Origin of the sequence: Streptomyces sp. NBC_01481 (assembly GCF_026339995.1) — a bacterium.
Taxonomy (GTDB): domain Bacteria; phylum Actinomycetota; class Actinomycetes; order Streptomycetales; family Streptomycetaceae; genus Streptomyces.
On record NZ_JAPEPT010000001.1, the window covers coordinates 979,141 to 1,001,247 of the forward strand.

Sequence of the window (22,107 nt, forward strand, 5' to 3'; positions counted from 1 at the left end):
AGCGCAGGGCTGCCGGAGCTGCCCGGCGGCTACTTCGCCACAGCCGGCCCGGTCTCCTGATTGCCCGGCACTCTCGTGGCGTTGTCGAGGTTCTCCTCGACCCAGGTCCGCAGCAGACGCAGCGGAACGGCTGCGCCGTGACCGAGGTCGGTCAGGGCGTACTCCACGTGGAGGGGCACCGCGGGGTAGATGGTGCGGTCGACGAGCCCTGTGTCCTCCAGGCGTCGCAGCGTCTGGGTGAGCACCTTGGGGCTGACGCCCTGCAGGAGTCGCTGCAGGGCGCCGAAACGCTGTGGGCCGCCTTCCAGAGCTCCGATGGCCAGGGCCGACCACTTGTTCGCGAGCAGGTCCAGCATGGCGCGGCAGGGGCACTGGGCCGCGTAGACGTCGTGGTGGGCGTGCTGCCCGGTCTGGCAGTCGGTGGTCACGGGGGCGCTCCTCAGCAGCATGCTTCCCATTGGGAAGTAGATTCCCTTGATGGTAACTACCTCCCTGGGGATACGGTCAAGCCCACTGGACCGGGGCCGATAAGTGGCCTTTCGGCAGGTTTGGTTTCAAGGGAGACGACTCATGTCCTCGATGCGCGCGGTGGTGCAGCACACCTTCGGCGGCTCCGACGTCCTGCGGGTGGAGGAGGTGCCCCGGCCCGTGCCGCTGCCGACCGAGGTCCTGGTGCGGGTGCACGCCGCCGGCATCAACCCGGTCGACTGGAAGACCCGGGGCGGCGGCGGCATGGCCGGGGTGCTCGGCGAGCCGCCGTTCACCCTGGGCTGGGACGTCTCCGGCGTCGTGGAGGAGACCGGCTTCGGTGTGACCACCCTCAAGGCCGGCGACGAGGTCTACGGGATGCCGTGGTTCCCCCGCGCGGCCGGCGGTTACGCCGAGTACGTCACCGCCCCCGCCCGGCAGTTCGCCCGCAAGCCCGCGAGCATCAGCCACGAGCAGGCCGCCGCCGTACCGCTGGCAGCCCTCACCGCCTGGCAGGCCCTGGTCGACACCGCCGGCATCCGTCCCGGCCAGCGCGTGCTGATCCACGCCGCCGCCGGAGGCGTCGGACACTTCGCCGTCCAGTTCGCCAAGCACCTGGGCGCCCACGTCACCGGCACCGCCGGCAGCGCCCGCCACGACTGGCTCACCGCACTCGGCGCCGACGAACTCATCGACTACACCGCGGTCCGCTTCGAGGAGGCCGCCAAGGACATCGACGTCGTCATCGACCTCGTCGGCGACGTGCACGACAACACCAGCACCCGTTCGCTCGACGTGCTGCGCCCCGGCGGACTGATCGTCGCGATTCCCGCCGGTGTCTCGCCCGAACTCCTCCAGGCGGCCGAGTCCCGGGGGCTGCGCACCAGCGCCTTCCTGGTCGAGCCCGACGGCCCGGCCCTCACCCGCATCGCCGAACTCATCGACGCCGGCGAGGTGAGCGTGGAGGTCGAGGAGGTCTTCCCGCTGGAGCAGGCCACCCAGGCCCACACCCGCGGCGAAAGCGGCCGCACGCGCGGCAAGCTCGTCCTGCGCGTCACCTCCTGACCCCTGCCGCAGAGACCGGCCGCAGCCTGCCAGGCTGCCGGCCGGCCTCGGGCGTCATGGAGCCGGCCGGAGAAGGCCGTTGGATACGGGCGCAGTTGCCCGCTGCCCATGACATCCGTTCAAGCGCCGTCGTGCGCCTTCTTACGAATCGCTGACGCCGCGGGCGTCCCGGCCGTAACGGCACGCTCGGATGCCACGCTGGGGGTACTCACCCGGACCTTCCCCCGCGACCCGAGGAATCACCATGGCCACGATGGACCGTAGCGAGAATCCGCACCGCTTCGACGACCTGCGCGCGCTGTTCGTCAACTGCACGCTCAAGCGCTCGCCCGAGACAAGTCACACCGATGGCCTCATCGACAAGAGCCGCGCTGTGATGGAGAAGAACGGTGTCACCACCGAGCTGATTCGCGCCGTCGATCACGACATCGCCGTCGGTGTCTGGCCCGACATGACGGAACACGGCTGGGAGGCCGACGCCTGGCCGTCGCTGTACGAGCGGGTGATGGCGGCCGACATTCTCGTGCTGTGCGGACCTATATGGCTCGGCGACAACAGTTCCGTGATGAAGCAGGTGATCGAGCGTCTCTACGCATGCTCCGGCATCCTCAACGAGCAGGGCCAGTACGCATATTACGGTCGGGTCGGGGGTGCTCTTCTCACCGGGAACGAGGACGGGGTGAAGCACTGCGCCATGAACATTCTCTACAGCCTGCAGCACCTCGGGTACACCATCCCGCCGCAGGCCGACGCCGGGTGGATCGGTGAGGCGGGTCCGGGGCCCTCGTATCTGGATCCCGACTCCCACGCCCAGGAGAACGAATTCACCAACCGCAATACCGCCTTCATGACCTGGAACCTGATGCACATGGCCGCGATGCTCAAGCGCGCGGGCGGCATCCCGGCGTACGGCAACCAGCGCTCCGGCTGGGACGCGGGACTTCGCTTCGACTTCCCCAACCCCGAGTACCGCTGAAGCTGTTCACCGGGCCGGCGTGATCGCACGCGTGGCCGTTCCGGAGTAAGACGGTCCACCGTCAAGGCAGCGGCAGCGCCACCCTGACCGCGTACACGGCCACCAGCCCGTACCCGATCCGGAAGGTCCATGCCCGGGCGGTGTCCGAGATCCGGGTGCCCGCGAACCCGCTGGCCGCCACCAGCAGTTGCTGCCAGCCGAGCGAGGCGAGGAACACCGCGCCGACGAAGACCGCCCCCGCCGCGCCCGTGCTCAGGGTCGCCCCCTGAGCGGTGGTCAGGGCGGCGAAGTACAGCGCCGTGGTGGGGTTGATCAGCGTGATCGCGGCGAACCGGGTGAACGTCCGCACCGCCCCCGTAGCCGCCGTCTCGTCCTCGCCCTCGCTCGCCACGGCGGGGCGGGGGCGCCGCGAGGCGAGCAGTCCGCGTACCGCGATCACCGCCAGCACGGCGGCCGACACCAGCCGGACCCAGGCCTCCACACCGGAGAGCGCGGAGGCGACGAGAGGGCCCAGTGCCGTCGCCACGGCGGCATAGGAGCAGTCGACGACGGCGACCGCAGCCGCGGCAGCCACGGCTCCGCGGCGGTCGCGCATGCCCTGCTGGATGAGCAGCACGCCCACCGCCCCCAGGGGCATCGCCACTCCCAGGCCCGCCGCCGCGCCCGCCATCGCCGTTGTCCACATACTCATGGCGGACACTGTCCGGCCCCGGCTGTGATCGGCGCGGCCGTATTACGCCTCGTACTGCGACAATCGCCGTATGGACCGTCTCGACAGCGAAATCCTCGGTGTACTGCGAGAGGATGCGCGGATCTCCTACCGCGATCTCGGCGTACGTGTGGGCCTCAGCGCCAATGCCGCCGCCGAGCGCGTGCGCCGGATGCTCCGCGACGGCGTCATCCGCGGCTTCACCACGATCGTCGACCCCACCGCCGACTCCCGCGCGGGTCTCGTCGTCTTCATCGACATCACGCTGCGGCTCGACACGACGAACGAGGAGTTCGAGCGGGTCGTGCTGAAGCTGCCCGGCATCACCGAAGTCGTGCATGTGACGGGAGCGCACGACTATCTCGTACGGGCCAGAGCCGCCGACCCCGCAGAACTGGACGCACTGCTGCGCACCCTCAAACGCGAGGCGGGCGTCGCCCAGTCCAGCACCCGGATCGCGCTGCGGGCCGCTACCGGGGGACCTGCCAGGTGAGCGTCCTCTGCCCCTGACCGGCCTTCATTCGGCCCCGGCGAGAGGATCGAGGACCAGCGGCCGGATCTTGCCCTCCAGCATCGAACCGAGGCCCAGGATGGCGCAGATGTCGGGCCGTTCGGCGATGTGCACCGGCATGCCGGTCGCGTCGCGCAGCATCTGGTCCAGGCCCGGCAGCAGCGCGCTGCCGCCGACCATCATGATCCCGCGGTCGGCGAGATCGGCCACCAGATCCGGCGGGCAGTCCCGCAGCACCTTGCCGATGCCGTCGAGGACGGAGGTGAGCGGGGTGTGGATCGCGTCGCGTACGGCAGCGGTGTCCACGCGCACCGAACGGGCCAGGCCGGTGGCCACGTCCCGGCCGTGGATCTCGGTAGACGCCGGGCCATGAGGGGTCAGGCCGTTGCCGTGCAGGGCGAGTTGCAGGGGCCGTACCGACTGGCTGGGCAGCATCAGCTCGTGCTGGTGGCGCAGGTGCTGGATCACCGCGTGGTCGATGGCGTTGCCGCCCACCGGGATCCGCTCGGCGGTGACGATCGCGCCGAGCGAGAGCACGGCGACCTGCGTGGTCGCCGCGCCGCACACCAGGATCATGGTCGCGACGGGCTGCTCCACGGGCAGCCCGCAGCCGACGGCCGCGGCGATCAGGGTGTCGACGAGCTCGACCCGGCGGGCGCCGAGTCCGACGAGGGTCTCGACGGCGGCCCGCTGGGCGAGCGGGTCGCTGTCGTGCGGGGTGCAGGCGGCGGCGCGCAGCCTGGGCTTGCGGCGCAGCTGGCGGCGGAGCTTCTCGCCGAGAAGGTGACGGAGCATCCGCTGGGCCATGTCGATGTCGACGACGGTGCCGCCGGAGACGGGGCGGGCGACGCGGATGTAGTCGGGCGTACGGCCCGTCATCTGCTCGGCGAACGAACCGACGGCGATGAGCGCGCCGGTGCGGGTGTTCACGGCGGCGACGCTCGGCTCGTCGACGACGAGCCCGGCCCCCTTGACGAAGACCCTGGTCCTCGCGGCTCCCAGGTCGACGGCGACATGGCAACGGCGCAACTGCTCAAGGCTGACGGTCACGGCGGATCCTCCCGAGTGCGGTACCTGTTCGCATCGTGCGATCGCCGCGGGAGGTGCGCGCGCTGGGTGAGCCGGTCGGGGGTATAAAGCTGACGACCCGCCAGATCAGCTCCGCCGTTCGGGGAGTCCCAGCCCTCAGGTCCTGTCCGGCCGACCTTGCCGGGCTCGCGTGCCCTGGCACGGCACCTTTCCCCCGTAGCCCTTCGGGCACGGGAGGTACCCCCACCGTTGTCGTAGTCGCCGACGCTCCGCGTGGGCTCCATCCTCCGCCTTGCGATGCTCCCCCGTAGCCCTTCGGGCACGGGAGGTGCCCCCATCGCCAGACCCGCTCACTGATCCGGCCTGACCGACCGGACAGGACCTACCGCAGCCTCTGCAGCAGTCCCCACGTGAACTCCGCCACGCACCGCTCCCCGTCCGGAAGCGTCAGCTCCAGCTGCCACCGCGTCGGAGCCGAGCCCTCCATCGGCCGTGCGGGCGGGAACGCCCTCGCCGCCTCGTCCACCGTGCACGACCACGGCTTCAGGTCCTGCGCCGTACGCAGCGAAGGAGCTGGTGCCCCGGGGGCGCGGACCAGCCATTCGTTCCACACCGCCCCGCCGCCCGCCGCCAGCACCTCGAAGCGCAGATCGGGCCAGAGCGGTACGGGCCACAGCAGCGCGTCGCACTCCAGATCGCCGATCCTGCGGCGTACGACCCGTTCCGGCTCGCCGAGCACCGAGCGGTAGCGGGCCGGCGCGCCGCGGCTTCTGGGCGCGCGGACCATTGCCTGCCAGCGGCGGTTGGCCTCGCGCATCTCGGCGAGCGAGGCCCCCAATTGGTGGCGGGCGTCCTCGACGAGGCCCGGCTGGTGGTCGGCCATGCGGCGCAGCAGCACCAGTTGGAAGTCGCGGGGCCCGAAAGGCGCGGCTGGGGTCATGCCCGACATCCTGCCCCGCTGACCGGCTCGAACGCGCCGTCAACCGCGCGAAGCCGAGCCGCCGCGGAGCCGAAGATTCCACACACAACCCTCACAGAGTCATTCACCACTGGTCCCCTCGGGCCGCATAATCTGCGGGCGCCATGGATTACTGCCACCAGTGTCAACGGCACCTCAACGGCGCTCTGGCCTGCGCAGGCTGCGGCACGCCCGTCGAGGAGCTACGGCATCTCAGCCCCAGTGCGCCCGCGGCGGACCCCGTCTTCGACCTCGACGAGGTGTCCGAGCCCGTGGGCCACAGGCGTTCGCGCCGTCAGCCCGCTCCCCGCCGCAGAGCTCCTGCGGGGCGCCGGGCCCGTAAGAGGCGTGGCCGCAAGGTGCTGTTCGGCACGGTCGGCCTGGTCCTGGCAGTGGGTGCGCTGAGCCTCGCCGAGCTCGCTTACGAGAGCGGGGGCGAGGACGGCGCGGCCACCGCGGTCAAGGAAGAGGACAGCGTCGAGACGGAGCCCGCTCCGGAGCCGACGGACAGCCTGACTCCGCAGGGTCCCGACGAGGTGACGGACGCGCCGGTGACCTCGTCCGGTTCCCCGCGCCCCAGGCGCACGGCCACCCGTACTGCCGTGGGCGGCAGTGGCAGTGGCACCGGAAAGCCGACCGCGACCGGGTCCGGCCCGGTCGGCGAGCCGTCCGCCTCGTCCTCCGCCGCGGATCCCTCGGGCAGTGCGCAGCCGTCGGGCTCCGCGCAGCCGACCGGGTCGAACCCCGGCGAGCCTCCTCCGCCGAACCCGGTTCCGACCCCCAGCCCCAGCGAGACGTGCGACCAGTTCCTCTGGTGGTGCATCTAGGGGGTGCTCTTACGGCACCGCCGGGGCCTGGTCTCCCAGCATCCGCTTGAGCAGGTCCCGCAGCACCGTCCGCTCCTCCTCCGAGAGCTGGGCCAGCGGCTCGCGCGCGAAGTCCAGCGACTCCCGCAGCCGGCGAGCGGTGTCCTTGCCCTCCTCCGTCGGCGCGGCGAGCTTGACCCTGCGGTCGCCCGGATCGGGCCGCCGCTCCACCAGGCCGCGCGCCTCCAGCCGGTCGACGATGCCGGTGATGTTCGACGGCTCGCATTTCAGTGTCTGGGCGACCTGTCGCATGGGCAGGGGCTCAAGGGCCAGCAGTCCCAGTACCCGGGCCTGTGCCCCGGTGAGCGAGTGCTTGGCCGCGGCCTGCTCGTACTCCGTGTAGTAGCGGGCCACGACGGTGCCGATGAGCTCGACGACTTCGCGGGTCAGGGGGTCTGTGCGTTCAGTGGCCATGGGCACCAGGATACCCAGTTACTTGACAACATGAAATATCGAGGCGCATGGTTGTTTCAGATGGTGAAGCTTTTTCTAGGAGGAACGCAGCATGTCCACACTTCCCACGTCCAGTCGTGAATGGCACCTGATCGCCCGTCCGCACGGCTGGCCCAAGGCTGAGGACTTCGCTCTGCGTGAGGCTCCGGTGACCGAGCCGGGCGAGGGCCGCATCCTCGTGCGCAACCACTACTTCTCGGTCGACCCGTACATGCGCGGCCGGATGAACGACGTGAAGTCGTACACCCCGCCCTTCCAGCTCGACCACCCCATGGAGGGCGGCGCGGTCGGCGAGGTCATAGCCTCCAACGCCGAGGGCTTCGCCGTCGGCGACCACGTACTGCACGGGCTCGGCTGGCGCGAGTACGCCGAGGTGCCCGCCCAGTACGCCACCAAGGTCGACGCTTCCCTCGCCCCCCTCTCCACGTACCTCGGTGTGCTGGGCATGACCGGCCTCACCGCCTACGCCGGTCTCTTCGACGTCGCCTCCTTCAAGGAGGGCGACGCGGTCTTCGTCTCCGGCGCGGCCGGTGCGGTGGGCAGCCAGGTCGGCCAGATGGCCAGGCTCAAGGGCGCCTCGCGGGTCATCGGCTCGGCCGGATCCGACGACAAGGTCAAGCTCCTCGTCGAGGAGTACGGCTTCGACGCGGCGTTCAACTACAAGAACGGCCCCGTCGCCGAGCAGCTGAAGCAGGCCGCCCCGGACGGCATCGACGTCTACTTCGACAACGTCGGCGGGGACCACCTGGAGGCCGCGATCTCCTCGCTCAACGTGCAGGGCCGCGCGACCATCTGCGGCATGATCGCCCAGTACAACAACACCGAGCCGACGCCCGGCCCGCGCAATCTGGCCATGGTCATCGGCAAGCGGCTGCGTCTGCAGGGCATGCTCGTGAACGACCACAAGGACCTCCAGCCGGAGTTCGTCCGCGAGGTCGCGGGCTGGATCGCCTCCGGCGAGCTCAAGTACAACGAGACGGTCGTCGAGGGCATCGAGAACGGCTACGACGCGTTCCTCGGTCTGCTGCGCGGTGAGAACACCGGCAAGATGATCGTTTCGCTCACCCAGTAGTCTCGACCTCAGCCACCGCGGTCGTGGGCGCGAGCCGCGGTGAACCAGCAGGAGGAAATCTCTTCATGTCCATCCAGCATTCCGACGTCCTCTACACCGCCGTCGCCACCGCGGAGAACGGCCGTGACGGCCGCGTCGCCACGCACGACGGTCAGCTCGATGTGGTCGTCAACCCGCCGAAGGAGATGGGCGGTTCCGGCGCGGGCACCAACCCGGAGCAGCTCTTCGCCGCCGGTTTCAGCGCCTGCTTCCAGGGTGCGCTGGGTGTCGTCGCCCGCCAGGAGAAGGCCGACATCTCCGGCTCGACGGTCACCGCCGAGGTCGGCATCGGCAAGAACGACGAGGGCTTCGGGATCATCGTCAAGATCTCCGCGACGATACCGAACGTCGACGCCGCCACCGCCAAGGACCTGATCGAGAAGGCCCACCAGGTCTGCCCGTACTCCAAGGCGACCCGCGGCAACATCACGGTCGACCTCGCGGTCTGATCGCCTCACGGCATACGAGAGGGCCGCACCCCGGCGGGGGTGCGGCCCTCTTCGCATGCTCAGTGCGTCAGCCTTGCATGCTCAATGCGTCAGCAGCGCCCGGCCGACCTGTGCGAACACGCCCTTGGGGTGGTCGCGGAACAGCGGCTCGGTGCCGAACAGCACCACCGGCGCGCCCTTGGCGCTGACGCCGCTGACGATCGACGCCTGTCCGGCAGCGTCCTTCGGGCCGCCCTTGCCGTCCTCCGTCGTACGCCAGTGGCCCGCGACAAGCGGGTTCCCGGCGGCGTACGACTGCTCGACCCGCACGCCCGGGCCCAGGTCGGTGAACCAGAGCGGCGAGTAGACGAAGGTGTGCGCGAGCGCGCCGCCGGTGACCGGGCTGCCGGCCGCATTGGCCACCCGGACCACGCCGTTGGCATCGCCGTTGCCCGCCACCGGCTTGGCGGCGAGCAGCCCCGCGCCGGTGTTGAAGGCGGCGCCGCCCGCGCCGAGACCGACGACACCGCCGCCGCGCTTGAGGAAGGCGTCCAGCGCGCCGCGGGCCTTAGGGTTCAGACTCCCGTACTCCAGACCGCTCGACACATACAGCGCATCCGTGGTCGACCAGTCGTAACCCGTGTTGAGCGTGGCCGTCGACACCGGCCGGACCTCGAAGCCCATCTCGCGCAGCGCGAACAGCTCACCCGCCGTCACCGCCGCCGCCACCCGGGTCCGCTTCAGCAGCGCCGTGCCCTTCTCCCTGGTCGCCGGGAAAGCGACCCCGAGGCGATCGGCGAGCACGGATGCCACCGCGCGGGCCGAACCGGGCACCACCGCCGAGCCGTCCGCCGCGCGCCGCACCCGCACGCCCTGCGCGAGCAGGGAGTTGAGCGCGGCGATCTCCTTCGGGTCGTCGAGCCGCAGCCGCAGGTCCCCGAAGGGGGCGACATGGCCGGTGGGTGCCGCGGCATGCACCGGGCGGCCCACGACACGCAGTTCGCCCGTGGCGGCCTTGTCGACCCTCGCGCCCCACAGCAGCCCGAGACTCCAGCCCGAGATGTCATACATCGTGGCGACATCCGCGCTGATGTCCCGGCCCTCGGCCAGGATCACATTGGCGATGGCGCGCTTGGACTGGTGCATGTCGACGACATACGAACCCGCCGGGTAGACGCGGCCGGCAAGCCGGAAGGGCAGCAGCGCCCGCACCACCCGTACGTCATTGGCGACCAGATGGTCCACGAGCCGGGCCGCCGCGGTCGCCGACCTCTGACCCCGACCGGCCGGAATGACATACGCGCGCGGGAAGGTCGTCGTGTACACATCCTCGGGACCGATGCCCGGCACACCCGGCACGGTCTTCTCCGACACCGGCCGCTGCGCCTCGCCCGCCGCGGCCCGCCGGAACGTCTCGATCTGGTCGGCGATCACCGAAGTGCGGTGCGTGCGCGTGTAGTCGAGGGTCGCGCGCATTGCCGCGCCCGCGACGGCGGTGTTGATCGCGGCCCGGCGGCGCAGTTCGGCCACCGGCAGCGAGTCGTACTCCTCGTTGTTGACCGCCATCGGGAACTCGACGGTGTGCGCGGCCACCGCGCCCTGGAAGGGCATGTACTGCGGGGTGAAGATCGGCGGCCAGTCGTCCCAGCCCTCCTCTTGGTCCCGGAAGGGGATGACCGCGGGCTCGACGCCGTCCTTCGCGGGCGTGTAGCCGAGCCCGTTGACCGCCTTCTCCATTCCCAGGGCGTTGGCGTAGGCGTTCTTCAGAAAGAGGTCGTACTCGTAGTTCTCGCCGTGCGGCGGGGTCGTCGGCTCGATCAGCGTGCCGTTGACGTAGCCGTGCAGATCGAGCATGAGGGCAGGCTGCTTGTCGATGGCGATCTGCCGGATGGCGCGCGCCTCGGGCTGGGATCCCGTGATGAAGTCGCGGTTCAGGTCGAAGCCGTTGGCATTCGTACGGGTTCCGGCGATGCGGCCGTCCGGGTTGGCCGTCACATTGAGATGGACGCGGTTCTTCGACAGCAGCTCGCGGGTCGTCGCGTCCTTGGCCTTCGCCAGCCGCTCGATGAGGTGCAGGGCGGCGTCCGTGCCCTCCCACTCGTTGCCGTGGATGTTGTTGTTGATGAACACCGGCGTCTTGTACGAGGCCTTGATGCGCCTGTCCTTGGCCGCGGCGGCGGGGGAGTTCTCGATGCGCTCCCGCATCCGCTCCTGCTCCCGCACCTGCCCGGAGCTCTCGGGCGCGGTGACGGTGACGAGATACAGCTCGTGTCCACCGGCGGAGTGACCGGCGACCTCGACGCTGACCCGGTCGCCCAGCTTCTGCAGGGCGTTGAGCCTCGGTGCGAGCGAGTGGTACGGCGCGAGCCCCAGCTTTATCGACTTGTCGGCCGGGTTCACGGGCGGTACGTCGAGGACGGTACGCCGCGGATAGCCGCCGCTCTTCGCGAGCCCGGGGGTCGTTCCTGTTCCGGTCCGCAGGGCGTTGACGGCGGCCGAGAGGGGAGTCCTCGCGACCTCGGTGTCGCGTCCGCCCCCTTCGCGGACGGGATGCGGAGAGTCGCGACCCGGTGCGCCGGGGACGGCGGTCGCGGGCGGCGGCGCGAGTAACAGCGCACCGGCGAGCGCCGCGGTGGCGGCCAGGGCGGGTCGGGGAATGCCCATGCGTGCGTGCCTCCATGGTGTCGAAAAATCGAACAGCACAACGATCAGTACGCAGGGGTCTACCGGATCCGACTGCCCGGCAACAAGAGGCCCCCGATAGGCTGAGCCTCATGCGTGATCTTGGGGTGGGCTTCGGCTACTTGGTGAAAGGACAGCGCTGGGTCACCGGGCACGGCCGGTGGTTCGGCTTCGGGCTGCTGCCCGGGCTTGTGGCCATGGTGCTGTACGCGGCCGCGCTGGTCGGACTCGGCTACGGCGCCGACGATCTCACGGCATGGGCGACACCCTTCGCCGACGACTGGTCCTCGCCCTGGCAGGGCCTGTTCCGCGGTTTTCTGACCGCCCTCGTCGTCGGCTTCGGGCTGTTCACCGCGGTGATCACCTTCACCGCGGTGACCCTGCTGATCGGCCAGCCCTTCTACGAGTCGCTGTCCGAGCAGGTCGACCGCACCGAAGGCGGAGACGTACCCGAGTCCGGGCTGCCGCTGCGGCGGGAGCTGTGGATCTCCGCCCGCGACTCGCTGCGGGTTCTGACGCGCGTCGTGCTGTACGGAGTCCTGCTCTTCGCCCTCGGCTTCGTCCCGGTCGTCGGCCAGACCGTGGTCCCGGTGATCGGCTTCTGCGTCTCGGGCTTCTTCCTCGCGGAGGAGCTCACCGCGGTCGCCCTCCAGCGGCGCGGAATCGAGCTCAAGGAACGCCTCGCTCTGCTGCGCGGCCGCAGGCTGCTCACCCTCGGCTTCGGGGTTCCGCTCACGCTGGCCTTCCTGGTGCCCTTCGTCGCGGTGTTCCTGATGCCGGGGGCGGTGGCGGGGGCGACGCTGATGGTGCGGGACCTGGTGGCGCCGCCGGACGACGACGGGGCGCCGGGGGCGGGCGCGCCGTTCAGCCTGAACAAGGGGTAGGCGTGCGGGGTGCGGGTCGCCTGCGGCGGGCTTGTTCCCCACCCCGCCGCTTCCCGCTGTGACATTCTGCGGCTCCGCCGCGTGGGGGCTCCGCCCCGGACCGCGCGCCTCAAACTCCCCCAGACTTCGTCCGGGGGGACCCCCACGGGGCTGACATGTGCGGCTGGGCCGCACAATGCAGCCCGTCCGGAGGTTGAGGAGCACGCCCTACAACCGGAGCTCCGCCGCCGCCAAGCCCGGCGTCTCCGCGCCCGCCGTGGCGAGCAGCGCACCGTCCGGCCCCCAGATCGCGCTGCCGCCCCCGCACTCCCCGGCCTCGCTCCCGCCCACCGGGTTCGCGAGCAGCACATACAGCCCGTTGTCCCGAGCCCGGACCGGGTAGACCGACTCGAACGAGTCATTGCCCACTTCAAGCGCCGAACTCGCCACATATACCCGGCAGTTGTCGGCACGGGCCCGCTGGGCGAGCTCCGGGAAGCGGTTGTCGTAGCAGATCGTCATCGCGAACCGTACGCCGTCGAGCGTGAACCGTCCGTCCTCGGTGCCGGCCTCGAAGAGGTCGAGCTCGTCCCCGTACGGATGCAGCTTGTCGTAGCGGGCGAGCAGTTCGCCGTTCGGGCCGAGGGCGAGCGAGGCGATGGTGGGCCGTCCGCCGGGGGTGCGGGCCGCGCAGTTGACGACCGCCGCGGTGGAGGTGGCGCGGCACGCGTCCCTGACCGGCTCAAGACGCGGATCGTCCGGCGCCACGCACAGCTCCGGGTCCTCGGCGATCAGCTTCAGCTCGTAGCCCGTCACCGCCAGCTCGGGGAAGACGACGAGCCGGGCGCCCTGCGCGGACGCCGCCCGGATCAGGGCGGACATGGAACGGACGTTGGCCTCGATGTCACCGGGTACTGGTGTGAACTGCCCTGCCGCTGTCTTCATGCGTCCCATCATCGGACACGGCCTCCCCCAGGTGCCGTGCTGGGGGAGACCGCCGTCGGCCTCAGCTCACATTGAGCGCCGCGTCGTCGACGACGAACGACGTCTGCAGCTGGGAGCCTTCCGTGCCGGTGAACTTGAGCGTGACACTCTGCCCGGCGTACGCGCCGAGGTTGAAGCTGCGCTGGGTGTAGCCGCTCGCCGCGTTCAGGTTGGAGTACGTGGCGAGCGTGGACAGGACCGTGCCGCTGCTGCTCAGGACCTGGACCTTGAGGGTGTCGTAGGCCGTGCTCGTGGTCGTCTCGGCCGTGTCGATGTGCAGATGGAAGCTGAGCGTCGCACTGGTGCAGCCGGAAGGGATGGTCACCGACTGGGACAGGGTGTCGGTGTGCGCGGAGCCGTAGCCGTTCAGCCAGGCCTTGTAGGAGCCGGTACGGGCGGCCTCACCGCTGTCGGCGGTGATGACGCCGGCGGTCGCGGACCAGGAGGCGGCGCCGGACTCGAAACCGGGGTTGGCGATGAGCTGGGCGGCGGTGCAGGTGCCGCCACCGCCACCTCCCCCGCCCGTGCCGCCGGAGAGCCACTCGGTGGCGTTGAGGGCGAGCGCGGCGTTGGTGCCCGCGGTGTCGTTCCAGCCGTCGTAGAGGGTGTTGCCGGACTGGCCGGTGCCGTCGTCGATGGGCGAACTGTCGCCCCAGACCGCGACCCGGCCGCTGCCGAAGGTGCTGGTGGCGAAGAAGGCGCCGGTGTTGCCCGAGTATCCCGTGCGGTAGACCAGGCCCTTGACGGCCGGATTGTCGGCGGGCTTGAGCGTGACGGTCGTACCGCTGCGGATGATGCTGCCGGTGACCTTGCCGAAGGGGCCGTTGAGCACCGGGTTGGTGGTGTCGCTGATGGCACGCGGGTTGTTGGTGGAGATGGACAGCGTGTCGACGGAGAACCCGAACGGGTCGGTGCTGTCGACGCTGTTGTTGCTCATCAGGTCGTTGATGACCTCGACGGCGTCGTAGCCGTCGTTGTTGCGGTCGGCCCCGGTGTGGTCGGAGACCAGGAAGAGCCCGCCGCCGTTCTGCACGAACTTCATGACAGCGGTCTTCTCGGCCGCGGTGAGCAGGACGTTCGGCTCGGGCAGCACGAAGGTGTCGAAGTTCTGCAGGTCGAGCGCGGCGGTGGTGCCGTACGTGATGCTGTTGCCGGAAGGCAGCGTCTTGAGCTGGTAGTTGCCGGTCTTCTGCAGCGCGACACCCCAGGCAGAGATGGCGCCGGTCCAGTCGGTCTCCGCGGAGGGCGTCGCGTCCTGCCCCAGCGGGTCGGGCTGGCTGGTACCGATGATCCAGTCGGCGTTGCCGGCGGTCTCGGCCTTGCTGTTGTCGAAGAGAACCCGGTGGGGAGTGGCGGCGACCGCGGCGGGGGCGGTGGCGGCCTGAACGGTGGTTCCGGCGACGAGGGCGGCGAAGACGGCGAGGGCGCTGACGAGTCCGCGTCCGGGTCTTCTGGAGCTGTTGGACCTTCTGGAACCTCGGAATCCGAGCATCCGGCAGTACCTCCGTGAGGGGTGGGGAGAGGCGGTGCGGGCGTCGATTCTGCGCGCGTAGAACAGCGGGCGGCGAACCGCGGGACGACGCGCGCTTGAACGGTACATGGCGAACCCGGTACCAACAATGGCTTGTTTCGCCCATGGACCCCCGCGCCTCAAACGCCGGCTGGGCCTCACTTTCAGCCCGTCCGGCGTTTGAGGACATGCGGCCGAAGGTCGCATACGGGGGTCTGGGGGCTTGCCCCCAGTTCGGGATGGGGGCACCTCCCACGGCCGCCAGGCCGTAGGGGGAGGGCGGGTAGGGGCTGTATCGATGTGCGGCTCCGCCGCGTGGGGCCCGCCGCAGGCGCACCCCGTTCCGGCTCAGGCAGACGACTCCGCCGCCACGCGAAGGATCGCGCGGACCTGCGCGATGATGTCCAGCCGGTTCCTGACGAACTCCGGATCCGTGACCTCTGTCGTGTTCTCCGGCCCGAACTGCAGTACCGGCGTGTGCACATGACCCCCCGGGATCTTCAGCCCCAGCCGGTCCCGCAACAGCGTCGCCCGGTACGCGATCTCGTTCGACAGGTAGTCGCCCCCGCCCCCGGCCCGCGCCGTCGAGCCCGCTGTCGGGCCGTCGGGGCGGACCACCGGGGCCGAGCCGCCCGCCGGGATCTCCGTCACCGTCGTGTTGTCGTACACGGGGAAGCGCCCCGTCTGCGCCGCGACGATCGCCTTGTACGGAAGCGTGGTCGTCGTCCACTGCGGCTGCGACGCCGGGTCGGCCACCGGCACCGTCTCCGTACGCGAGACGTTCTCGTTGTCGCCGAACCCGCCCCGCCACGCGCCGTTCGTGCGCTCGATGTCGATGCGGCCGACCCTGCCCTGACTCACCGTCGTGAACAGATCCGCCTTCGGAAGCTGAGGGCGCAGCGTCCGCTCGACCGTGCCGTCCGCGAAGTCCTGCCAGCGCACCGGGAAGACCGCTGTCTCGATGCGGGCCGGGCCGTCCGACGTGCGGATCCACGTACCGTCCAGCGCCAGCGCCGTCGCCCCGGACGGGTTGCTGATACGGATGTCACGGTCCAGCGTGAAGGGGTCGAAGCCCGTCATCACGATGCGCTTGATGCCCTTGCCCGCGGGGAGGTTCATCGAGTCCTGGCCGCGTGAGGAGCGTTCGAGCCGGTCGAGGAGGCGGGCCCGCTGGGTGTCCGAGAGCCCGAACTCCGGCTGCCACTGGCGCAGTTCGCGGGTCATGCCGAGCCGGGCCCAGTACAGCGGCCGGTCGTCGTCCCGGCTGAGATCACCGAGGGCGGGGCCGCGGCCCTGGGCGCGGTCGACGGCCCGGTCCCACAGCTGTGAGCCCTGGCGTACGACGGCACGCTCGGCCTGCCGGTACGTCCGCGCCACGGCCAGCGCGTCCGCGAACCGCGGTGCCACGGCGTCGAATCCGCTGCGCCGCAGGATCTCCTGGGGCACGGCGCGGTCGAGCCGCTGTTCCTCCACCGTGGAGGGTGTAGCCGGTGCGGGCTCGGCCGCGGCCATAGGTGGGCCGGCGAGGGTGAGGGTGACGAGGGCGGCGCCAACTACGTGCAGGCGGACGCGTATCCGGGACACGGGATTCCTTCCGTCGGGTGGCGGAAGTATCGCCGTCGCCCAACCATCCTGGCCAGTACGTCACTTCGGCCGCGCGGGCCCCAAGAGCCTCAGGAAGTCCCGGAACGCCTCGGGCATGTCCACTGCCTCCGGATCCAGCAGCCACTGGTACTGCAGCCCGTCCAACACCGCCGCAGCAGCGGGGCGGCCCGCTCCGGCGTTGGCTCCGACGGAACGTGGCCGGGTCGCTCTCACCACGGGCGAGCCGGTCGAGGTCTCCCTCGCCCACCCGGTCAACAAGGCGCCGAGCATGCCACTTTCCGCCATCATGTTCTCCCTCAACCACCTCGGCCCGCAGCGCGACCGGCCGCGGGCCTGTTTTCCCCACCCCACCCTCCCCCTACGGCCTGGCGGCCGTGGGAGGTGCCCCCATCCCGAACTGGGGGCAAGCCCCCCAGACCCCCGTATGCGACCTTCGGCCGCATGTCCTCAAACGCCGGACGGGCTGGATATGCGGCCCTGCCGCACAATCCAGCCCCGTGGGGGTCCCCCCGGACGGAGTCTGGGGGAGGGCGGGGTGGGGAACAGCCCCCCGGTCAAGCCGGCGGCTTCGCCGACGTCACGTTGCGGTAGGCGATTTCCGCCAGCCGTTCCTGGCCGTCTCTGCTCGGGTGGAACCAGTCCCACCGGCTCAACTGCTCGCCGCTGAAGCGGAAGTCGAACACCGCCCCGCCGTCGTACCGGCACCGAGGGTCCTTTCCGCAGACGGCCTTCAGCACCTCGTTGTACGCGACGACCCGGTCCTGCACCCGGGCCCGCCGCGCCTGCGCCCGCGTGCTCACGTCGTCCGCGTCGCCCAGCATCGACGCGCAGATGCCCAGCTTCCAGATCTGCCTGCCCAGCGGATTGCCGCGCCCGGCCGACCACAGCCGTTTGAGGTCCGGCACGCTCGACACGTACACCTGGGTCTTCGGTGCCGTACGCCGCAGCTGCTTCAGCGCGCCCTCGAAGGACCGGCGGAAGTTCTCGACGGTCGTCATTCTCTCCGCCGAGTCCGCGCACGCGTCGTTCGCGCCGACCATGACCGTGACGAGCTCGGGCTTCTTGGCCGCCGCCTGTGCCATCTGCTCGGGCAGGTCGGCGACATCGGCCCCGGAGCGGGCGTAGTTCCAGCTGCGCTCGGCGATCGCGGGTTCGCCGATCAGGCGCATCGCCAGGCTGCGTACCTTCGTGTCCGTGCCGGTCGCCCAGGACACTTCCGGGCAGTCGGAGAGCACCACACACGCGTCGAAACCGCGGGTGATGGAGTCGCCGACCGCGGCGATCGAGTCCGGGCTGCGGTCCCAGACGGGGGTGGGGGAGGGCCGCCGTTTGGCGGGCGATCCGTGCGCGTTCGGGTCCGACGAGGAGTCACAGCCGGTCAGTGCGCCGGTCATCAGGAGGAAAGCTGCCGTCAGGGCTGCCGCCGCCCTGCGCGAGCGGCGCGTCCGACGTGTCTCCCGCATCCCCAGTTCCCCTCCGTATCACCGGTCCCAGACGTCCTGCCGAGTGAAAGCTTGGTGCGTACGGGCCCGGGACCGACATTACGTCACCCCTCAGCCACCTACTCACGGTAGCTTTTTCCCGTCGACCCAGAGGCACCGAGCCCATCGGCCCCGGTAAATTACATCACGTCACATGTTGTCCCTTTTGTGGAGTTTGACTCCCGATGCTGTTTACTGAGGCCGCTGGGAAGACGATCCTCGTCCCACACTGGAGGTCCCGGTGACGACACGTGGCGTTCTGTACGTTCACTCCGCACCCCGCGCGCTGTGCCCGCACGTCGAATGGGCGGTTGCGAGTGTTCTTGGCGTGCGCGTCCAGCTCGACTGGATCCGGCAGCCGGCATCGCCCGGTACCTGGAGAGCCGAGTTCTCCTGGCAGGGCGAGGTGGGCACGGCCTCCAAGCTCGCCTCGGCGCTGCGCGGCTGGCAGCTGCTGCGCTTCGAGGTGACCGCCGAGCCCTGCTCCACGGCGGAGGGCGAGCGCTACAGCGCCACGCCCGAACTCGGCATCTTTCACGCCGTCACCGGGATGCACGGCGACATCCTGATCCCCGAGGACCGGCTGCGCGCAGCGCTGGCGCGGTCGGTGCAGGGCGAGACGGACCTGGAGGCGGAGATCGCCAAGCTGCTGGGCAAGCCGTGGGACGACGAACTGGAGCCGTTCCGGTACGCAGGGGAGGGCGCACCGGTCCGCTGGCTGCACCAGGTCGTCTGAACGACGTAGCCGAAAGGGCCCCCACCGCGTGGTGGGGGCCCTTTCGGGTGCGTACGAAAACTCAGACGGTGCGGAACGCCAGAACCACGTTGTGGCCGCCGAAGCCGAACGAATTGTTGATCGCCGCGATGGTGCCCTGGGGGAGCTTGCGGGGCTCGCCGCGCACGATGTCCGCGTCGACCGCCTCGTCGAGGTCGTCGATGTTGATCGTCGGCGGTGCCGTGCGGTGGTACAGCGCGAGCACCGTGGCTACCGTCTCGATGCCGCCCGCGCCGCCCAGCAGATGGCCGGTCATCGACTTCGTGGCGGACACCGCGACATGGTCGAGATCGTCGCCCAGGACCTTGCGCAGGGCCTTGATCTCGGCGATGTCGCCCTGCGGAGTCGACGTGGCGTGCGCGTTGAGGTGCACGACCTCGGACGGCTTGAGGTCCGTCGCGTCCAGCAGGTTCTGCATCGCGGTGGCGATGCCGCGGCCGGTCGGCTCGGGCTGCGCGATGTGGTGGCTGTCCGCGGACAGGCCCTGGCCCAGCACCTCGCAGTAGACCTTCGCGCCGCGCTTGGCGGCGTGTTCGGCCGACTCCAGGATGACGACGCCCGCGCCCTCGCCCAGGACGAAGCCGTCACGGGCCGTGTCGTACGGACGGGAGGCCTTCTCGGGCTCGTCGTTGTTCTTGGACATCGCCATCATGTTGGCGAACGCCGCGATGGGCAGCGGGTGGATGGCCGCCTCGGTGCCGCCGGCGACGACGACGTCGGCGCGGCCGGTGCGGATCATCTCCACCGCGTAGCCGATCGCTTCGGCTCCCGACGCACAGGCGGAGACCGGAGTGTGCACGCCCGCCTGGGCGTTCACCTCCAGGCCGACGTTGGCGGAGGGGCCGTTCGGCATGAGCATGGGCACTGTGTGCGGGGAGACGCGGCGTACGCCCTTCTCCTTGAGCACGTCGTACTGGTCGAGCAGAGTCGTCACGCCGCCGATGCCGGAGGCGATGACCGTGCCCAGGCGCTCGGGGAGAACGTTGACGTCCTCACCGGCCGGTGCGCTGTAGCCGGCGTCCGCCCACGCCTCGCGGGCCGCGATCAGCGCGAACTGCGCCGAGCGGTCCAGCTTGCGGGCGAGCGGGCGCGGCAGGACCTCGCCCGGGTCGACCGCCGCGGGTGCGGCGATCCGGACCGGGAGTTCGGCGAAGCGCTCGCCCTCGAGGGGCTTCACTCCGGAGCGCCCGGCGAGCAGACCCTCCCAGGTCGATGCGCTGTCGCCACCCAACGGTGTGGTTGCGCCGATACCGGTGACGACCACGGTGCGATTGGTCGAGCTCACAGGAATTCTTTCTCCACGTGTAGGGGGTGCTGAATTTTCACGGCGCCACCGCCGGGTGGCGACAAACGCGATTCAGGCTCAGGCCTGGTGCTTGGCGATGTAGTCCGCGGCGTCGCCGACAGTCTTCAGGTTCTTGACGTCGTCGTCCGGGATCTTGACGTCGAAACGCTCTTCGGCGGCGACGACAACCTCGACCATGGACAGCGAGTCGACGTCCAGGTCGTCGGTGAAGGACTTGTCCAGCTGGACGTCCTCTACCGGGATGCCGGCGATCTCGTTGACGATCTCCGCGAGACCGGTGACGATCTCTTCCTGAGTGGCGGCCATGTGGCGCTCCTTCGGTGTTGTATCAGAGGGTGTGGCGTCCGGAAGATCCGGTTGCCTAGGGGAGGGTAACGACCGTGGCTGCGTAGACGAGACCCGCCCCGAAGCCGATGACGAGCGCGGTGTCGCCGCTCTTGGCCTGTCCGGTCGCCAGGAGCCGCTCCATTGCGAGCGGGATCGAGGCGGCCGAGGTGTTGCCGGTGGTTTCCACGTCGCGGGCGACCGTGACGTGCTCCGGCAGTTTCAAAGTCTTCACCATCGAATCGATGATCCGCATATTGGCCTGGTGCGGGATGAAGACGTCCAGGTCGTCCGCGCTGATTCCGGCCGCGTCCAGCGCCTGCTGGGCGACCTTCGCCATCTCGAACACGGCCCAGCGGAAGACCGCCTGGCCCTCCTGCGTGATCGCCGGAAACTTTTCGACGGTGCCGTTGCGGTAGTCGTCCCACGGCACGGTCTGCTTGATGGTGTCGGACTTGTCGCCCTCCGAGCCCCAGACGGTCGGGCCGATCTGCGGGTCCTTGGAGGGGCCGACGACCACCGCGCCCGCGCCGTCACCGAACAGGAAGGCCGTCGCGCGGTCCTCCAGGTCGGTCAGGTCGCTCAGCCGCTCGACGCCGATGACCAGTACGTACTGCGCCGAGCCCTCGACGACCATGCCCTTGGCGAGCGTGAGGCCGTAGCCGAAACCGGCACAGCCCGCGGAGATGTCGAACGCCGCCGGCTTGACCGCGCCGATCTTGTCCGCGATCTCGGTGGCGATGGCCGGGGTCTGCTTGAAGTGCGAGACCGTGGAGACGATGACGCCGCCGATCTGCTCCGGGGTGATCCCGGCGTCGGCGATCGCCTTGCCCGCCGCCTCCACGGACATCGCGCTCACGGTCTCCTCGGGCGAGGCCCAGTGGCGCGTCGCGATGCCCGAGCGCGAGCGGATCCACTCGTCGGAGGAGTCGATCGTCTCGAGGATCACCTCGTTCGGCACGACCCGGATGGGGCGGTAGCCGCCGACACCCATGATGCGTGCGTACGGGGCGCCCTGGCTGGGCTTGATCTTCGTCGACATGCGCTACGGCTCCTTGTCAGGCTGAATGCTCGGCGACGAGCGTGCGGGCCGCGTCGAGGTCGTCGGGGGTCTTGAGCGCGAGCGTCTGCACGCCGGGCAGGGCGCGCTTGGCGAGGCCGGTGAGCGTGCCGCCGGGGCAGACCTCGATCAGGGCGCTGACGCCCTGATCCTTGAAGGTCTCCATGCACAGGTCCCAGCGGACCGGGTTGGCGACCTGGCCGACCAGCCGGGCGATGACCTGGTCGCCGGTGGAGACCGTACGGCCGTCCTTGTTCGAGATGTACGGCAGGACCGGGTCGGAGACCGTGAGGTTCTCGGCGGCCTCCTGCAGGGTCGCGACCGCGGGCGCCATGTGGTGCGTGTGGAACGCGCCGGCCACCTTCAGTGCGATGACGCGGGCCTTCTCCGGCTTGTTCTCGGCCAGTGCCGCGAGCTGCTCGGCGGTGCCGGCGGCGACGATCTGGCCGGCGCCGTTCACGTTGGCCGCGGTCAGGCCGAGGCTTTCGAGATGGGCCACGACCTGGTCGGGGTCACCGCCCAGGACGGCCGACATGCCGGTCTCGGTGACCGCGGCGGCCTCGGCCATGGCCAGTCCGCGCGTACGGACGAAGCCGAGCGCGGCGACCTCGTCGAGGACACCGGCGACCGCGGCCACGGTGATTTCGCCGACGCTGTGACCTGCGACGGCGCCGGGGCGTACGTCACCGAGCGCAGCGGCCGAGAGCAGGCCCGCGGCGACCAGGAGCGGCTGTGCCACGGCGGTGTCGCGGATCTCGTCCGCGTCGGCCTTCGTGCCGTAGTGGGCAAGGTCGAACTCGATGGCGTCGGACCAGGCCGCAATGCGGTCGGCGGCGCCGGGGAGGTCGAGCCAGGGAGTCAGGAAGCCGGGCGTCTGAGCGCCTTGGCCGGGAGCGACGAGTACGAGCACCCTCACACTTTCTCTTGTGGACGGCTCCAACCG

Annotated in this window: 22 protein-coding genes and 1 pseudogene; 8 read left to right on the plus strand and 15 right to left on the minus strand. The window is 70.3% G+C overall.

Annotation, left to right across the window (positions count from 1 at the left end; all coding sequences use genetic code 11):
• Positions 1-29: 29 nt before the first annotated feature.
• Positions 30-428 (minus strand): helix-turn-helix domain-containing protein, encoded by a 399-nt coding sequence (locus OOK40_RS04525; protein ID WP_266476649.1) that lies wholly within the window; start codon positions 426-428, stop codon positions 30-32.
• Between the two features lie 142 nt (positions 429-570).
• Here OOK40_RS04525 and OOK40_RS04530 point away from each other — a divergent pair, with 142 nt between their 5' ends.
• Both OOK40_RS04530 and OOK40_RS04535 read left to right on the plus strand, forming a co-directional pair.
• Positions 571-1,533, plus strand: a complete 963-nt coding sequence (locus OOK40_RS04530; protein ID WP_266476650.1) for an NADP-dependent oxidoreductase — start codon at positions 571-573, stop codon at positions 1,531-1,533.
• Between the two features lie 244 nt (positions 1,534-1,777).
• Positions 1,778-2,509 carry a flavodoxin family protein gene (locus tag OOK40_RS04535; RefSeq protein ID WP_266476651.1) on the plus strand — a complete coding sequence of 244 codons (732 nt, stop codon included), beginning with the start codon at positions 1,778-1,780 and terminating at the stop codon, positions 2,507-2,509.
• 61 nt (positions 2,510-2,570) lie between these two features.
• Here OOK40_RS04535 and OOK40_RS04540 read toward each other — a convergent pair whose 3' ends face one another.
• Positions 2,571-3,200, minus strand: coding sequence for a LysE family transporter (locus tag OOK40_RS04540; protein ID WP_266476653.1), 630 nt, complete (start codon positions 3,198-3,200; stop codon positions 2,571-2,573).
• 70 nt (positions 3,201-3,270) lie between these two features.
• Between OOK40_RS04540 and OOK40_RS04545 the strand changes: the two genes are divergently transcribed.
• A complete protein-coding gene (locus OOK40_RS04545; protein WP_266476654.1) occupies positions 3,271-3,711 on the plus strand; it encodes an Lrp/AsnC family transcriptional regulator in 441 nt (146 codons plus the stop codon).
• Between the two features lie 24 nt (positions 3,712-3,735).
• Here the strand turns inward: OOK40_RS04545 and OOK40_RS04550 are convergent, their stop codons facing one another.
• Positions 3,736-4,779 carry a rod shape-determining protein gene (locus OOK40_RS04550; protein ID WP_266476655.1) on the minus strand — a complete coding sequence of 348 codons (1,044 nt, stop codon included), beginning with the start codon at positions 4,777-4,779 and terminating at the stop codon, positions 3,736-3,738.
• Positions 4,780-5,140: 361 nt separating this feature from the next.
• Entirely contained in the window at positions 5,141-5,698 is a 558-nt protein-coding gene (locus OOK40_RS04555; protein ID WP_266476656.1) for a hypothetical protein, read from the minus strand.
• 143 nt (positions 5,699-5,841) lie between these two features.
• On the opposite strand from OOK40_RS04555, the gene OOK40_RS04560 reads away from it, so the two are divergent.
• On the plus strand, positions 5,842-6,543 hold the full coding sequence (locus OOK40_RS04560) for a hypothetical protein (protein WP_266476657.1): 702 nt from the start codon (positions 5,842-5,844) through the stop codon (positions 6,541-6,543).
• A 9-nt stretch (positions 6,544-6,552) separates the two neighbouring features.
• Here the strand turns inward: OOK40_RS04560 and OOK40_RS04565 are convergent, their stop codons facing one another.
• Positions 6,553-6,996 carry a MarR family winged helix-turn-helix transcriptional regulator gene (locus tag OOK40_RS04565; RefSeq protein ID WP_266476658.1) on the minus strand — a complete coding sequence of 148 codons (444 nt, stop codon included), beginning with the start codon at positions 6,994-6,996 and terminating at the stop codon, positions 6,553-6,555.
• A gap of 91 nt (positions 6,997-7,087) precedes the next feature.
• Here OOK40_RS04565 and OOK40_RS04570 point away from each other — a divergent pair, with 91 nt between their 5' ends.
• Both OOK40_RS04570 and OOK40_RS04575 read left to right on the plus strand, forming a co-directional pair.
• Positions 7,088-8,107, plus strand: a complete 1,020-nt coding sequence (locus OOK40_RS04570) for an NADP-dependent oxidoreductase (RefSeq protein ID WP_266476659.1) — start codon at positions 7,088-7,090, stop codon at positions 8,105-8,107.
• Positions 8,108-8,172: 65 nt separating this feature from the next.
• Positions 8,173-8,595, plus strand: a complete 423-nt coding sequence (locus OOK40_RS04575; protein ID WP_266476661.1) for an organic hydroperoxide resistance protein — start codon at positions 8,173-8,175, stop codon at positions 8,593-8,595.
• 81 nt (positions 8,596-8,676) lie between these two features.
• Here OOK40_RS04575 and OOK40_RS04580 read toward each other — a convergent pair whose 3' ends face one another.
• The gene (locus OOK40_RS04580; protein ID WP_266476662.1) at positions 8,677-11,238 is read right to left on the minus strand and encodes a M14 family zinc carboxypeptidase; all 2,562 of its coding nucleotides are present in this window, start codon (positions 11,236-11,238) and stop codon (positions 8,677-8,679) included.
• Between the two features lie 110 nt (positions 11,239-11,348).
• On the opposite strand from OOK40_RS04580, the gene OOK40_RS04585 reads away from it, so the two are divergent.
• Positions 11,349-12,140: an EI24 domain-containing protein gene (locus tag OOK40_RS04585; RefSeq protein WP_266476663.1), complete on the plus strand. Its 792-nt coding sequence runs from the start codon at positions 11,349-11,351 to the stop codon at positions 12,138-12,140.
• A 207-nt stretch (positions 12,141-12,347) separates the two neighbouring features.
• Here OOK40_RS04585 and OOK40_RS04590 read toward each other — a convergent pair whose 3' ends face one another.
• The 5 genes and pseudogenes from OOK40_RS04590 to OOK40_RS04610 form a co-directional block, all read right to left on the minus strand.
• Positions 12,348-13,064: a carbon-nitrogen hydrolase family protein gene (locus OOK40_RS04590; protein WP_266476664.1), complete on the minus strand. Its 717-nt coding sequence runs from the start codon at positions 13,062-13,064 to the stop codon at positions 12,348-12,350.
• Between the two features lie 61 nt (positions 13,065-13,125).
• Positions 13,126-14,595, minus strand: a complete 1,470-nt coding sequence (locus OOK40_RS04595) for a hydrolase (RefSeq protein ID WP_266476665.1) — start codon at positions 14,593-14,595, stop codon at positions 13,126-13,128.
• A 366-nt stretch (positions 14,596-14,961) separates the two neighbouring features.
• Positions 14,962-16,197 (minus strand): pyroglutamyl peptidase, encoded by a 1,236-nt coding sequence (locus OOK40_RS04600; protein WP_266476666.1) that lies wholly within the window; start codon positions 16,195-16,197, stop codon positions 14,962-14,964.
• Positions 16,198-16,257: 60 nt separating this feature from the next.
• Positions 16,258-16,368: pseudogene (locus tag OOK40_RS04605) on the minus strand (TetR family transcriptional regulator); the annotation flags it as partial.
• 404 nt (positions 16,369-16,772) lie between these two features.
• Positions 16,773-17,681, minus strand: coding sequence for an SGNH/GDSL hydrolase family protein (locus OOK40_RS04610; RefSeq protein WP_266476667.1), 909 nt, complete (start codon positions 17,679-17,681; stop codon positions 16,773-16,775).
• A gap of 259 nt (positions 17,682-17,940) precedes the next feature.
• Between OOK40_RS04610 and OOK40_RS04615 the strand changes: the two genes are divergently transcribed.
• On the plus strand, positions 17,941-18,435 hold the full coding sequence (locus tag OOK40_RS04615; protein WP_266476668.1) for a DUF3145 domain-containing protein: 495 nt from the start codon (positions 17,941-17,943) through the stop codon (positions 18,433-18,435).
• A gap of 61 nt (positions 18,436-18,496) precedes the next feature.
• On the opposite strand, the gene fabF is transcribed toward OOK40_RS04615, so the two are convergent.
• The 4 genes from fabF to OOK40_RS04635 form a co-directional block, all read right to left on the minus strand.
• Positions 18,497-19,759, minus strand: a complete 1,263-nt coding sequence (gene fabF, locus OOK40_RS04620; RefSeq protein WP_266476669.1) for a beta-ketoacyl-ACP synthase II — start codon at positions 19,757-19,759, stop codon at positions 18,497-18,499.
• A gap of 78 nt (positions 19,760-19,837) precedes the next feature.
• Positions 19,838-20,086 carry an acyl carrier protein gene (locus OOK40_RS04625; protein WP_078077492.1) on the minus strand — a complete coding sequence of 83 codons (249 nt, stop codon included), beginning with the start codon at positions 20,084-20,086 and terminating at the stop codon, positions 19,838-19,840.
• Positions 20,087-20,141: 55 nt separating this feature from the next.
• Positions 20,142-21,146, minus strand: coding sequence for a ketoacyl-ACP synthase III (locus tag OOK40_RS04630; RefSeq protein WP_266476672.1), 1,005 nt, complete (start codon positions 21,144-21,146; stop codon positions 20,142-20,144).
• Positions 21,147-21,162: 16 nt separating this feature from the next.
• Positions 21,163-22,074 (minus strand): ACP S-malonyltransferase, encoded by a 912-nt coding sequence (locus OOK40_RS04635; RefSeq protein ID WP_266476673.1) that lies wholly within the window; start codon positions 22,072-22,074, stop codon positions 21,163-21,165.
• Positions 22,075-22,107: the final 33 nt, after the last annotated feature.